The sequence below is a fragment of the Kribbella sp. WER1 genome (assembly GCF_054189145.1).
Window position 1 is genome coordinate 5,207,870 of record NZ_CM135186.1, and the last position, 11,556, is coordinate 5,219,425.

General features: G+C 69.0%; 16 protein-coding genes. 10 read left to right on the forward strand and 6 right to left on the reverse strand.

Annotated features, from left to right (window positions below; translation table 11 throughout):
* The first annotated feature begins 97 nt into the window (after positions 1-97).
* On the forward strand, positions 98-472 hold the full coding sequence (locus tag ACXJJ3_RS25285; protein ID WP_458164324.1) for a nuclear transport factor 2 family protein: 375 nt from the start codon (positions 98-100) through the stop codon (positions 470-472).
* Positions 473-517: 45 nt separating this feature from the next.
* On the opposite strand, the gene ACXJJ3_RS25290 is transcribed toward ACXJJ3_RS25285, so the two are convergent.
* Positions 518-892 carry a VOC family protein gene (locus ACXJJ3_RS25290; protein ID WP_458164325.1) on the reverse strand — a complete coding sequence of 125 codons (375 nt, stop codon included), beginning with the start codon at positions 890-892 and terminating at the stop codon, positions 518-520.
* A 121-nt stretch (positions 893-1,013) separates the two neighbouring features.
* Between ACXJJ3_RS25290 and ACXJJ3_RS25295 the strand changes: the two genes are divergently transcribed.
* Positions 1,014-1,418 (forward strand): VOC family protein, encoded by a 405-nt coding sequence (locus ACXJJ3_RS25295; protein WP_458164326.1) that lies wholly within the window; start codon positions 1,014-1,016, stop codon positions 1,416-1,418.
* 137 nt (positions 1,419-1,555) lie between these two features.
* Here ACXJJ3_RS25295 and ACXJJ3_RS25300 read toward each other — a convergent pair whose 3' ends face one another.
* Positions 1,556-2,041, reverse strand: coding sequence for a carboxymuconolactone decarboxylase family protein (locus tag ACXJJ3_RS25300; protein WP_458164327.1), 486 nt, complete (start codon positions 2,039-2,041; stop codon positions 1,556-1,558).
* Between the two features lie 157 nt (positions 2,042-2,198).
* Between ACXJJ3_RS25300 and ACXJJ3_RS25305 the strand changes: the two genes are divergently transcribed.
* Positions 2,199-3,083 (forward strand): RNA polymerase sigma-70 factor, encoded by an 885-nt coding sequence (locus ACXJJ3_RS25305; protein WP_458164328.1) that lies wholly within the window; start codon positions 2,199-2,201, stop codon positions 3,081-3,083.
* Here the strand turns inward: ACXJJ3_RS25305 and ACXJJ3_RS25310 are convergent.
* Positions 3,080-3,580 (reverse strand): hypothetical protein, encoded by a 501-nt coding sequence (locus ACXJJ3_RS25310; RefSeq protein WP_458164329.1) that lies wholly within the window; start codon positions 3,578-3,580, stop codon positions 3,080-3,082. The two genes, ACXJJ3_RS25305 and ACXJJ3_RS25310, sit on opposite strands and share 4 nt — an antisense overlap.
* A 160-nt stretch (positions 3,581-3,740) precedes the next feature.
* Between ACXJJ3_RS25310 and ACXJJ3_RS25315 the strand changes: the two genes are divergently transcribed.
* Entirely contained in the window at positions 3,741-4,118 is a 378-nt protein-coding gene (locus ACXJJ3_RS25315; RefSeq protein WP_458164330.1) for a hypothetical protein, read from the forward strand.
* On the opposite strand, the gene ACXJJ3_RS25320 is transcribed toward ACXJJ3_RS25315, so the two are convergent.
* Positions 4,107-5,069: a 2-hydroxyacid dehydrogenase gene (locus tag ACXJJ3_RS25320; protein ID WP_458164331.1), complete on the reverse strand. Its 963-nt coding sequence runs from the start codon at positions 5,067-5,069 to the stop codon at positions 4,107-4,109. The genes ACXJJ3_RS25315 and ACXJJ3_RS25320 overlap by 12 nt on opposite strands.
* 151 nt (positions 5,070-5,220) lie before the next feature.
* Between ACXJJ3_RS25320 and ACXJJ3_RS25325 the strand changes: the two genes are divergently transcribed.
* From ACXJJ3_RS25325 to ACXJJ3_RS25340, 4 genes are read left to right on the forward strand one after another with little or no spacing between them, the layout of a single operon-like run.
* Entirely contained in the window at positions 5,221-6,222 is a 1,002-nt protein-coding gene (locus tag ACXJJ3_RS25325; protein ID WP_458164332.1) for a magnesium and cobalt transport protein CorA, read from the forward strand.
* Complete coding sequence (locus tag ACXJJ3_RS25330) at positions 6,123-6,500, forward strand: VOC family protein (protein ID WP_458164333.1); 378 nt, start codon at positions 6,123-6,125, stop codon at positions 6,498-6,500. Before ACXJJ3_RS25325 ends, ACXJJ3_RS25330 begins: the two co-directional genes overlap by 100 nt.
* A 14-nt stretch (positions 6,501-6,514) precedes the next feature.
* The gene (locus ACXJJ3_RS25335; RefSeq protein WP_458164334.1) at positions 6,515-6,943 is read left to right on the forward strand and encodes a nuclear transport factor 2 family protein; all 429 of its coding nucleotides are present in this window, start codon (positions 6,515-6,517) and stop codon (positions 6,941-6,943) included.
* Positions 6,940-7,488: an AAA family ATPase gene (locus tag ACXJJ3_RS25340; protein WP_458164335.1), complete on the forward strand. Its 549-nt coding sequence runs from the start codon at positions 6,940-6,942 to the stop codon at positions 7,486-7,488. Before ACXJJ3_RS25335 ends, ACXJJ3_RS25340 begins: the two co-directional genes overlap by 4 nt.
* Here the strand turns inward: ACXJJ3_RS25340 and ACXJJ3_RS25345 are convergent.
* Positions 7,426-8,742: a Gfo/Idh/MocA family protein gene (locus tag ACXJJ3_RS25345; protein WP_458164336.1), complete on the reverse strand. Its 1,317-nt coding sequence runs from the start codon at positions 8,740-8,742 to the stop codon at positions 7,426-7,428. The genes ACXJJ3_RS25340 and ACXJJ3_RS25345 overlap by 63 nt on opposite strands.
* Positions 8,743-8,820: 78 nt before the next feature.
* Here ACXJJ3_RS25345 and ACXJJ3_RS25350 point away from each other — a divergent pair, with 78 nt between their 5' ends.
* Positions 8,821-9,780, forward strand: coding sequence for a LacI family DNA-binding transcriptional regulator (locus ACXJJ3_RS25350; protein WP_458164337.1), 960 nt, complete (start codon positions 8,821-8,823; stop codon positions 9,778-9,780).
* Here ACXJJ3_RS25350 and ACXJJ3_RS25355 read toward each other — a convergent pair.
* Positions 9,777-10,265, reverse strand: a complete 489-nt coding sequence (locus ACXJJ3_RS25355; RefSeq protein WP_325039028.1) for an Lrp/AsnC family transcriptional regulator — start codon at positions 10,263-10,265, stop codon at positions 9,777-9,779. The two genes, ACXJJ3_RS25350 and ACXJJ3_RS25355, sit on opposite strands and share 4 nt — an antisense overlap.
* 199 nt (positions 10,266-10,464) lie before the next feature.
* Here ACXJJ3_RS25355 and ACXJJ3_RS25360 point away from each other — a divergent pair, with 199 nt between their 5' ends.
* Positions 10,465-11,556, forward strand: a complete 1,092-nt coding sequence (locus ACXJJ3_RS25360; protein ID WP_458164338.1) for a thiamine pyrophosphate-dependent dehydrogenase E1 component subunit alpha — start codon at positions 10,465-10,467, stop codon at positions 11,554-11,556.

The window sequence follows — 11,556 nt, forward strand, 5'->3', positions numbered from 1 at the left end:
TGACTGCCTACCCCCTCTATGTCGGAAGCGAACCCCCCCGGTTCCCTTCCTGCCCCCAGCATCCCTGACGGCCCAAGTCCTGGGTAGGTTTTCGGTCATGCCGGAATCAGCCGATCTGCCCGCCCTGGAACGTACCCGCCTCGGCCACCTGGTCGCCGGCCGGATCCCGGAAGCTGCCGCGCTGCACACCGACGACTTCACGATCGTCACCCCGAGCGGCAACGTCTGGACGAAGGCGGAGTACCTCGGCGGGATCGAGTCCGGCGAGATCAACTACGCCCGGTTCGAGCCGATCAGCGACATCGACGTACTCGCCGACGGGGCCGTCGCGGTACTCCGGTACCGCTCCGCGATCGAGATCGGCGTCAACGGCCGCGAACCCGGTCCGCTCAACGCCTGGCACGTCGACTGCTACCGCCACACCGAGGCGGGCTGGCAGGTGCACTGGTCCCAGGCAACGGAGATCCGGTGACCTGCCCGTCCGTACTTCGATCGCTACGCTGAGCAGCCGGTCGGGTCAGCCCGCGACCTCCGCCTGGCTCCGCTCGACGCAGAACTCGTTGCCTTCGGGGTCCTTCATCGTCACCCAGCCGCGGCCGTCCGGACGCCGGTGGTCCTCGTGGATCGTGCCGCCGAGCCCGGTGATCCGCTCGACCTCCGCGTCCCGCGTGCGCTCGGTCGGACCCCAGTCGAGGTGCACGCGATTCTTGACGGTCTTACCCTCCGGTACGGCGATGAACAGCAGCCCGGGCACCGGATCCGGCGCGTCCACCAGCACCTCGTCGTCGCCCGGTACGTCGCCCTCCCCGAGCGACCAGCCGGTCACGGTACTCCAGAACTGCGCCAGCTCGTAGGGGTTCGCCGCATCGATCGTGATGTGTCGCAATTTCATGCGCAGACCTTAACCAGTTGGCCGTCCACGGGGTCTCGCGGACCGTCGGCGGCCGGGGCTACTGTGCGAGACATGGGCGCCGGACCAGAGGGCCCGGCCAGTTTGGGGGAAGGACGATCCGATGGCATCCCGGCTCAATCCGTACATCCAGTTCCAGAACCAGGCGCGTGCCGCGATGGAGTTCTACCAGGGCGTCTTCGGCGGCGACGTGTCGTCGAACACCTTCAAGGAGTTCGGCTCCGGCCACGGCCCGGAGGACGACGACCTGCTGATGCACAGCCAGCTCGAAACCCCGAGCGGCTTCACGCTGATGGCGGCCGACACCCCGCAGGGGATGCCGTACAACCCGGGCGAGAACATCTCGATCAGCCTCAGCGGCGACGGCGACGAGCTCCGCGGCTACTACACGAAGCTCTCCGACGGCGGCAAGGTCACCGTACCGCTGGAGAAGCAGATGTGGGGCGACGAGTTCGGCATGGTCACCGACAAGTTCGGCATCAACTGGATGGTCAACATCGCCGGCTGACAACCAGCCTTCCCGGGGAAACCCACTGTCCCCGGGAAGGCGTACCCCGACCAGCTGCAGATCACCGGCCTCGGGATCGAGCCGGCGGATATCCAGGCCTGGGAGTACGCCTGGCAGTCCGGGCGGATCTGGGAGCTCTAGCTGTTGACGACGGTTGCCATCAGGCCGGGTTCGTACGAGCCGCCCAGCTGGTTGAGGGTGACCGCGAGCCGGTTGGTGGCGTTGATCATCGCGATCAGCGTCACCAGCGCGATCAGCTGGTCCTCGTCGTAGTACTTCGCGGCCCGCGCCCACGTCTCGTCGGACACGCCCTTGGACGCGTCCGCGAGCCGGGTCGCCTCCTCGGTGAGGGCCAGCGCGGCCTGCTCATCCTCGGTGAAGACCGTCGAGTGCCGCCAGCCCGCGACCAGGTTCAGCCGGGTCGCGGTCTCGCCCTCGGCGGCGGCCTCCTTCGCGTGCATGTCGATGCAGTTCCCGCAGCCGTTGATCTGGCTCGCGCGCAGCATCACCAGGTTCTGGATCGCGTGCGGCAGCATGGGCTGTACCAGTGTGTGTACCGCGAACATCCGTTTCGCCAGCTTGGCGCCGAACGGGTTCTGCATCAGGTCGATCCGGGTTTCCATCGTCGTCGTCCTCTTCCGTGGGATCTACTGGACGAACACGAGATGCCGCGCGGCCGGTTCCTGTGACGTGACGAGCGCCATACCAGCCGGTTTGTCACAGGAACGGCGCGGCCGGCATCTGGTGGATGACCTACGCGCCTACGCAGGGAGTCGTCGAATGACCGGGACCGACCGAGCCACCGAGGTCTTCGTTGCCCATCGCAACCTCCTGTTCACGGTCGCGTACGAGCTGCTCGGCTCGGCCGCGGACGCCGAGGACGTACTGCAGGAGACCTGGCTGCGCTGGGTCGGCGTCGACCTGGACGTCGTCCAGGACCAGCGCGCGTACCTCGTCCGGATCGCCAGCCGGCAGGCGCTCCAGCGGCTCCGCACCCTCGGCCGCCGCCGCGAGTCGTACGTCGGGCCGTGGCTGCCGGAACCGCTCCTGACCGCGCCGGACGTCGCCGACGACGTCGAACTCGCCGACAGCGTCTCGATGGCGATGCTGCTCGTCCTGGAAACCCTGAAACCCACCGAACGCGCCGTCTTCGTGCTCCGCGAGGTCTTCGGCCTCGAGTACGACGAGATCGCCCAGGCCGTCGACAAGAAGCCCGACGCGGTCCGCCAGATCGCGCACCGCGCCCGCTCGCACGTCGCCGCCCGCCGCCCGCGCGGTCCCGTTTCCGCCGACGAAACCCGCGAGGCCCTCGAAGCCTTCCAGCGCGCCGTCAACACCGGCGACATCCAGGGCCTCGTCGACATCCTCGCCCCCGACGTGGTCTTCCTCGGCGACGGCGGCGGCGTCGTCCAGGCCCTCCCGCGCCCGGTGGTCGGCGCCGAGAAGGTCGCCCGCCTGCTGGCCCTGGCCGTCGACAACCTCACCGAAGCCACCTTCGAGCTCACCCAGATCAACGGCCGCCCCGCCCTGCTGCTCCGCTTCACCGACGAGATCGACACCGTCACGGTCCTGCACGTGGAGAACGGCAAGATCGCCGGCCTGTACGCCGTCCGCAACCCCGCCAAGCTGTCACACCTCTCGGAGGAGGTAACGCTACGTCGCTAGGCTCGGGCTGGTTCGACGGTGAGTTCCAGCGGCTTCGACAGCAGATGCCCACCGCCGTCAGCCTGCAACGACACCACCAGCCCCCACCGCCCCGGCGGAACGGCATAACCAAGCCCAGGCACCAAAGACGCAGTACCAATCAACGCAGGCACCGCCACGTCCTGCTTGCCGAAGTGCCCGGAGCGAATCGTCAACGGGGCCAGGGCATCTACGACAAGCCCGGCGGCCTCGGCCGGCTCGCCGTGCAACTGGCGGGCGGCCTCACCGACGGACAACTCCTTCGCCGGGTACGTGAGCGCACCAACGCGTAGGTCGACGAGATCGCCGTACTTCTCCTTCAGCTCACCCGCGATGTCGGTCGCCCAGGCAGCGAGATCAATCCGGCACCGCCTCCCACGCCGGCGCTCGCTCAAGGGATCGGACCACATCATGAGCGCCCCCGGCGCCTCCTCCCGGCACCGCAGCAGGTCAATCCGCAAACTCTCCCGACCAGCCATCCCCACACCACCAGCACTCGACGCGAGCAACTACTCCATGGCGCCTCGCGCCCGCACCGACGACCGGATGATCACGGCAGCTGACGATTGGCCGGGCGGATCGTCAACGGTGCGTAGAAATCACCTGACGTGCTGACGTTCAGCGGTTGATGATGGGCGGATGGTTGAACGACATACGCGTGCGGTGCCCGGTGGGCGGGCGGTCTACTTGACGGAGCGGTTGTGGGAGTTGGCGGCCGGGCTCACGGCTGAGGCTGTGCCGATCGCGAGTATCCGGGAGTTCGACGAGGACTGCTGGTTCGGTGGGCGGGAGGTGACGTGCCGGATGGTGGCTCGGCATGCGGGGCTGATTCAGAAGGCGGACCTTCGGTATCCGGTGATCCTGTCGTCGGACGGGCGGTTGATGGACGGCGGGCACCGGATCGCGAAGGCGTGGTTGAGTGGCGCGACGACGGTCGATGCCGTGCGCTTCGTCGTGGATCCTGAGCCGGACTACATCCAATGGGACGAGCCGGCGGAGTCCGAGCTACCCCACTAAGTGGGCCGACTCGGGGACAGGCGTGAGGGGCGTGCCTTTGGTCAGGTAGTGGGTCAGGTTTTCGACGACCAGGTTGGCCATGGCGGCTCGGGTGGGCTGGGTGGCGGACCCGACGTGCGGGAGCAGAACCGCGTTGGGCAGGGTCAGGAGGTCGGGGTGGACCTTCGGCTCGTGTTCGAAGACATCGAGGCCGGCGGCCTGGATCGTGTTGGTACGGAGGGCGTCGACCAGCGCCTGCTCGTCGACGACCGTGCCGCGGGCGACGTTGATCAGGATGCCGTCGGGGCCCAGCGCCTTGAGAACTTCGGCGTCGACGAGGTGGCGGGTGCTGGTGCCGCCGGGGATGACGATCATCAGCGTGTCGACGTCGGTGGCCATGTCGACGAGGGACGGGTAGTACTTGTAGTCGACGGGCTTCGGGTTGCGGTTGTGGTACGCGACCGAGATGCCGAACGGCTGGACGCGGTCGGCGATCGCCTGGCCGATCCGGCCGAGGCCGAGAATGCCCATCCGGCGGCCGTGCATGGTTGCGCGGGTCAACGGGTACGGCGCGCCGCTCGCCCACCGGCCGTCGCGCAGGTACCGCTCGGCTTGGCCGAGCTCGCGGACCGTCATCAGCAGCAGGCCGAGCGCGGTGTCGGCGACCTCGTCGTCCAGGACGCCGGGCGTGTTCGTGACGATGACGCCGCGCTCGGCGGCAGCCGTCGCGTCGATGCGGTCGTACCCGACGCCGAAGCTGGCCACCAGCCGGACCGCGGGCAGCCGGTCGAGCCACGGGCCGTCGATCCGCCCACCGCCGGTGGCGACGGCAACGATCTCGTCCCGGCGGGCCGCGAGGACGGCGTCGGGGTCTGACTCCTCCCACAGCCGGATCAGCTCGCAGTGACCGTCCAACCCGGCGGCAACGGTGTCGTTCATCGGTCCTGGCATCAGCACGACTGGAAGTTCCATGCCTTCATCCTCGGTGACGCGCCGCACCCGCACCAGGAACTCGACCGGCACTTCTCAGGAACTGGACCGGAACCGAAGTTCACCCCCGCTTTCCCGCCCGGACCTGTTGCGGTGGCCGATCGAACGACGACGATCAGGAGAGGAGGCCATCATGATCATCGACTGCGCTTACTACCGGGACGGACGCCGCCAGCACGTCGAGGCGATGTCGGTCGCCGACGCCGCCGCGAGTTGCCGGGCCGGCGGATTCGTCTGGCTGGGCATGTTCGAGCCCACCGTCGAGGAACTCACCGACGTCCGCGAGAACTTCGGCCTGCACGAGCTGGCCGTCGAGGACGCGCAGACGTTCCACCTCCGGCCCAAGGTGGAGCCGTACGAGGGCGACATCCGGCTGGTCATCCTGCGCACCGCGCGGTACGACGACACCCGTGAGGAGGTCGACTTCGGCGAGGTCAGCGTGTTCGTCGGGCCGTCGTTCGTGATCACCGTCCGGCAGGGTGTCGCCAGCGATCTGCACGGCGCCCGGATCCGCCTCGAGCAGCGCCCCGAGCTGCTGGAATGCGGCACGAGTTCCGTGCTCTGGGCGATCCTCGACCAGGTCGTCGACGGGTACGGTCCCGTGGTCGCGGAGCTGGAGCGCGACATCGAGGAGGTCGAGCGGACCGTGTTCGCCGGCTCGGTCGCGCCGACGGAGCGGATCTACTTCCTGCGCCGCGAGGTCACCGACTTCTACCGCGCCGTCCACCCGCTGCTCGCCGTCCTCGCGACCCTCGAGCGGGACGCCCGCGACACCGCGCTGCTGCCGTACTTCCGCGACGTCCACGACCACCTCGTGCTGGTGAACGAGGAGGTCGCCGCGCAACGCGACCTGCTCGCGACGGTGCTGGAGGCGAACATGGCGGTGATCGGCGTCGAGCAGACCAAGGTCAGCGTCCGGCAGAACGCGACGATCGAGCAGCTCACGATCCTCGCCACGGTGTTCCTGCCGCTGACCTTCGTGACCGGGTTCTTCGGCCAGAACTTCGCCTGGCTGACCGATCGGATCGGCGCCGCGTGGGACTTCTTCGTCCTGGGCCTCGGCGGCCTGATCGTGCCCTGCATCGCCCTACTGATCTGGTTCTGGAGACAACGCGCAGCCAGAGACGCCGCCTAGGCGGTCATCATCTGCGGTACGGCGGCACGGCTATCACCCTGTTCACCGACGAGCACGGCCACGACCGCCCAGCGTGTAAGGGCGACACCGTTGGGCATGGCTTGTACTTCGCGTTCGACACCCAGGCCGAGGTCGACGCCGTCTACGCGAGGGCAACGGCCGCCGGTGCCGAGCCCGTGTGGACGCCGGAGCTGTCCGAGTGGGGCAACTACCGCTGCCGCGGCGCCGACCCCGAGGGCTACGAATGGACCTTCGGAACTCACCGGCCAGGGCAGTAGTACAGTCCGAACACGTGACGCCGAGCGACAGCCGTGAGCTGGAGAACCTCATCCTGCGGTACGCCGAGCTGGTGGACGACGGGAACTTCGCCGCAGTGGCAGAGCTCCTGGCGGACGCGACGTACCAGGGGAGCGGCGCACCGTTGCAAGGGCGGGCTGAGATCGAGCGGTGGTTCCGGGACACGCTCATCGTCTATCCGGACGGTACGCCGCGGACGCAGCACGTCACGACGAACATCGCCATCGAGGCTGCCGGCAACGACGCAGCAGAGGCTCGCTCGTACGTCACGGTTCTGCAGGCATTGCCCGGCGACGTGCCGCGGATCATCGCGGCCGGGCGCTACCGCGACCGTTTCGAGCGCCGTGACGGTGGCTGGCGCTGGACGGAGCGTGCGGTCAAGATCCGTCTGGTCGGCGACGTCAGCAAGCACCTGCGGTCGTGAAGCCGCGGCTGATCGTCCTTCGGGGCAATTCCGGGTCGGGGAAGAGTTCTGTCGTCGAGGCGATCCGTGCGCACCATGGGCACGGCATCGCCTACATAGAGCAGGACTACGTCCGCCGTACCGTCTTCCAGGAGCTGGCTGAGCCGGACGGCGCCAACATCGAGCTGATCGGCCAGATGGCGCGCTATGCCCTCGCCAGTGGCTTCCACGCAGTCGTAGAAGGCATCCTGCCGACCGAGAGGTACGCCAGGATGCTGCAGCAGTTGCACCGTGACCACGGTGGGCACTTCTACTACCTGGATGTCCCGTTCGAGGAGACCGTGCGCCGGCATGCGACCCGTGACAAGGCGACCGCGTTCACGGCCGACGACATGGCCGCCTGGTACCGGTCGAAGGATCTGCTGGACGAGCCGCGCGAGACCGTCATCGACGAGACGAGCTCGCTCGCGTCGACGGTCCAGCAGATCCTCGACGAGACCGGGTTAGGCGGTCCAGCCGCCAAGCTGCAGGTCGGCGACCACAACGGGCTGACCGGTAGCGAGTGACTGGTTCGCGGCGATCCCCACCGCGACCGCCTTGACGCCGTCGTGGACGTCGGCCGCCCGCCCCAGCGGATCGTTGCTCGCGCCAACGAACAGGTCGTCGTACAGCAGCTTGTCGCCGCCGCCGTGGCCGCCCTCTCCGCGCGGGATCTCGACCTCGACCGCGGTCGCCCAGTGCTTCTGCAGGACGAGCCGCTCGCCGTTGGCCCGGACGTCGCCCGCGATCACCCGGTCGGACGGGTAGCTCGGGTCGATCTGGTCGTCGACGACCGCGGCCCGCTCCACCACCTCGAGCTCGGCGCGGCCGAGGGTGCCGTTGACCGACACCCGGTACCCCTCCCACGGCGAGTGCGCGTTCAGTGAGTAGCTCAGCCGGGCGCCGTTCGCGTACTCCGCGATCACCGACATGTTGTCCTCGATCGTGATGCCGGGCGCGAACACGTCCTGGTCGCGCAGGTACCCGTCGTACTTCTCGGCCTCGTAGTACAGCTGCCGGTTGGTGTCGTCGGTGCGCAGGTCGAGCAGCCACGGGTCGTTGGCCGAGCCATCGATCGTGCCGCGCGCCGGGCGCTCGCCGAGGCCGCGGGCGGCGGCGTTGTCGGAGCCGTAGAACGACAGCCCGCCGGACGCGAACACCCGGGTCGGCTGCGAGGCGATCCACCAGTTCACCAGGTCGAAGTGGTGCGACGCCTTGTGGATCAGCAGGCCGCCGGAGTTCTTCTTCTCGCGGTGCCAGCGGCGGAAGTAGTCGGCGCCGTGCCGGGTGTCCAGCACCCACTGGAACTCGACGCTGGTCACCTGCCCGATCTCGCCGTCCTGGATCACCTGGCGGAGCGCGCTGTTCCGCGGCGAGTAGCGGTAGTTGAACGTGACGACGACGGACTTGCCGGACTCGTTCATCGCGTCGACGATCTGCCGGGTGCCGTCGGCGTCGATGGTCAGCGGCTTCTCGACGATCACGTCCGCGCCGGCCCGCAGCAGCCGCGACACCACCGCGGCGTGCGTGTAGTCGGGGCTGGTCACGACCACCCGGTCGACGGACTGCTCCTTGACCATCCGCTCCAGGTCCTCGGCGCCGTACTGCGGGAGCTCCGGGCCGCCCAGCTCGGTCAGCTTGGTCTGGTGGAAGGCGAGACGCCCGGGGTTGGAGTCGAGCAGGGCGACGAGCTCGGCCTCCTCGGGGTGCTCCTGGAGGATGGCGCGGATGTACGACTGCGCTCGGGATCCGGTTCCGGCGACTGCGTAGCGTCTGGGCACGGCGGCTCCTTCTACTCGTGTAGATCGACAACGCTAGCAATCGCTTTCCAACCCGGTCAACCGTCGTACCATCACTGCATGTCGAAGGAGCCGGTGACCCGGAACGACGTCGCGCAGCACGCCGGCGTCAGTACAGCCGTGGTCAGCTACGTCGTGAACGACGGCCCGCGCAAGGTCGCGCCCGAGACCCGGAACCGGGTGCTGGCGGCGATCCGCGAGCTCGGGTATCGCCCGAACGCGACCGCCCGGGCGCTCCGGCTCGGCACCACGCGGACGTTCGGGCTGATCACGCCGGACGGCGGCAACCCGCTGTTCGCGGAGCTGGCGAAGGCGATCGACCGGGAGGCCGCGGCCCGCGGGTACGTCGTACTGCAGACCAGCGCCGACGGCGACCCGGAGACCGAGAACGCCAAGATCGCCGAACTGCTCGCCCGCCAGGTCAGCGGCCTGGTCCTGGTCGCGCCGACCGACGACCCGAACCTGCAGGACATCGAGGTCCCGGTGATCGCGATCAACCGGCGGCTGCCGACGGTCAGCTCGGTGCGGCCGGCGTACCGCGAGGGCGCCCGGCTCGGGGTCGAGCACCTGATCTCGCACGGGCATCGGCGGATCGGCCTGGTGATCGGCGGCGCCGGCCATCCCGAACGCGAGCTCGGCTGGCGGGACGCGCTGGCGCTCGCGGCGCTGCCGGAAGGCCCGGTCGTCCGCGCCCCGTTCTCCCGCGAAGGCGGTCTCTGGGCCGGGCGGGTCATGCTCCGCCACGAGCCGACCGCGATCTTCGCCAGCTCCGACCTGCAGGCGATCGGCGTACTGCGCGCCCTGCACGAGGAGGGCCTGGACGTGCCCGGGGACGTCGCGGTCGTGGCCTTCGACGGTACGCCGGAGACGGAGTACAGCTGGCCGCCGCTGACGGTCGTACGGCAGCCGGTGGAAGCGCTCGCCCGGGAGGCGGTCCGGCGGCTGATCGAGGGCGAGGGCGCGGCCGAGGCGCTGACCGTCCCGACCGAGCTGGTCCGGCGCAGGTCCTGCGGCTGCTAGAGCGTTCCGACATCCTCGAAGATCAGCGCGGTCCGGGTCGCGAGGACCTCGGGGATCGCCTGCAGCTTCTCCAGGACCAGGCGCCGCAGACCCTCGTTGTCGGCCGCGCGGACCAGCAGGATCGCGTCGAAGTCGCCGCCGACCAGCGCCATGTGCTTGATCTCCGGGATCGCCTGGAGCTGCTTGCGGAGCGTCCGCCACGAGCTCTGCCGGAGACTCAGCGTGACGTACGCCGAGGTCGCGAGGCCGAGCCGCAGCGGGTCGACGGTGACCGTGAAGCCGGTGATCACGCCGGTGTTCGTGAGCCGCTCGACCCGCGCGTACGCGTTCGCGCGGGAGATGTGCACCGCGTCGGCGAGCGCCCGGATCGACAGCCGTCCGTCGCGGCCGAGCGCCTCGATGATCTGCCGGTCGACCTCGTCGAGCGCCGGGGCGACGACAATCTGTCCAGGACCGGCCCGGTGGACCATCACCTCGTCGGACATTCTGAGCGACCAATCTGCGCAGTGGAACCAATCGTCTCGCGATTCTCCCAGCTATGGATCCACTTGACCAGGAGGTACGACGATGTGGCTACCGTCCGTCTCCTGCGCTGGAGGGTCTCGTGAGCGAGCGAAGCGAGTTCACCGTCGAATACTGTCCACATCGCGCCTCATCGGCGCCCGGAGCGAAGCGAGGACGTCGATGAGCTTCGTCTCGGAGCAGCAGCTGCTCCCCTCCGCGGAACCCGTCTGTCTGATCGACCAGAACGGCGTACCGCACGAGAACCCGTCGTACGAGCTGCCGTCGAAGGACCGGCTCGTCGACGGCTACGCACAGTTGATCAAGGCCCGCCGCTTCAACGAGCAGGCGAGCACGCTGGTCCGCCAGGGACGGCTGGCGGTCTACCCGTCGTCGTACGGGCAGGAGGCCTGCCAGATCGCGGCCACGATGGTGCTCCGCGAGGGCGACTGGCTGTTCCCGACGTACCGCGACTCGGCCGCGATCATGAGCCGGGGCGTCGACCCGATCGAGACGCTGACGCTGCTCCGCGGCGACTGGCACTCGGGGTACGACCCGTACGAGCACAAGGTCGCGCCGCAGTCGACGCCGCTCGCGACGCAGCTCCCGCACGCGGTCGGGGTCGCGCACGCGGCCCGGCTGAAGGGCGAGGACACGGTCGTGATTGCGCTCGTCGGCGACGGCGGGACCAGCGAGGGCGACTTCCACGAGGCGCTGAACTTCGCCGCGGTGTTCCGGGCGCCGGTGGTGTTCTTCGTGCAGAACAACGAGTACGCGATCTCGGTTCCGCTGGCCAAGCAGAGCGCGGCGCCGTCCCTTGCACACAAGGGCATCGGGTACGGCGTACCGGGTGAACGGGCCGACGGCAACGATCTTGCCGGGCTGCTCGCGGTGCTCGGGAAAGCCGTTGAGAAAGCGCGTTCCGGCGAGGGACCGCAGCTGATCGAGGCGCACACGTACCGGGTGCAGGCGCACACGAACGCCGACGACGCGACCCGGTACCGCGAGGACGCCGAGGTCGCTCCCTGGCTGCAGCGCGACCCGATCGACCGGCTGACGACGTACCTGTCGGCGAACGGCGGGCTGGACGACGACGTCCGGCAGCGGGCGGAGGAAAACGCTGTACGAATTTCCGAACAGCTGCGTTCCGGGCTGATGCCGGAGCCCGAGGTGGAGCCGGCCGAGATGTTCGCCTACCTGTACGCCGAGCAGACGCAGCAACTGCGTGAGCAGGCCGCGTTCCTGCGCGACGAGCTGGCCCGAGAGGAGGCCTGA

What these genes read in the sequence shown, in the direction of transcription:
- ACXJJ3_RS25350 (WP_458164337.1), top strand. Translation starts at nt 8,821, where the DNA reads ATGTCGAAGGAGCCGGTGACCCGGAACGACGTCGCGCAGCACGCCGGC.
- ACXJJ3_RS25355 (WP_325039028.1), bottom strand. Translation starts at nt 10,265, where the DNA reads ATGTCCGACGAGGTGATGGTCCACCGGGCCGGTCCTGGACAGATTGTC.
- ACXJJ3_RS25360 (WP_458164338.1), top strand. Translation starts at nt 10,465, where the DNA reads ATGAGCTTCGTCTCGGAGCAGCAGCTGCTCCCCTCCGCGGAACCCGTC.
- ACXJJ3_RS25285 (WP_458164324.1), top strand. Translation starts at nt 98, where the DNA reads ATGCCGGAATCAGCCGATCTGCCCGCCCTGGAACGTACCCGCCTCGGC.
- ACXJJ3_RS25320 (WP_458164331.1), bottom strand. Translation starts at nt 5,069, where the DNA reads ATGGAACTTCCAGTCGTGCTGATGCCAGGACCGATGAACGACACCGTT.
- ACXJJ3_RS25290 (WP_458164325.1), bottom strand. Translation starts at nt 892, where the DNA reads ATGAAATTGCGACACATCACGATCGATGCGGCGAACCCCTACGAGCTG.
- ACXJJ3_RS25315 (WP_458164330.1), top strand. Translation starts at nt 3,741, where the DNA reads ATGGTTGAACGACATACGCGTGCGGTGCCCGGTGGGCGGGCGGTCTAC.
- ACXJJ3_RS25300 (WP_458164327.1), bottom strand. Translation starts at nt 2,041, where the DNA reads ATGGAAACCCGGATCGACCTGATGCAGAACCCGTTCGGCGCCAAGCTG.
- ACXJJ3_RS25325 (WP_458164332.1), top strand. Translation starts at nt 5,221, where the DNA reads ATGATCATCGACTGCGCTTACTACCGGGACGGACGCCGCCAGCACGTC.
- ACXJJ3_RS25305 (WP_458164328.1), top strand. Translation starts at nt 2,199, where the DNA reads ATGACCGGGACCGACCGAGCCACCGAGGTCTTCGTTGCCCATCGCAAC.
- ACXJJ3_RS25310 (WP_458164329.1), bottom strand. Translation starts at nt 3,580, where the DNA reads ATGGCTGGTCGGGAGAGTTTGCGGATTGACCTGCTGCGGTGCCGGGAG.
- ACXJJ3_RS25295 (WP_458164326.1), top strand. Translation starts at nt 1,014, where the DNA reads ATGGCATCCCGGCTCAATCCGTACATCCAGTTCCAGAACCAGGCGCGT.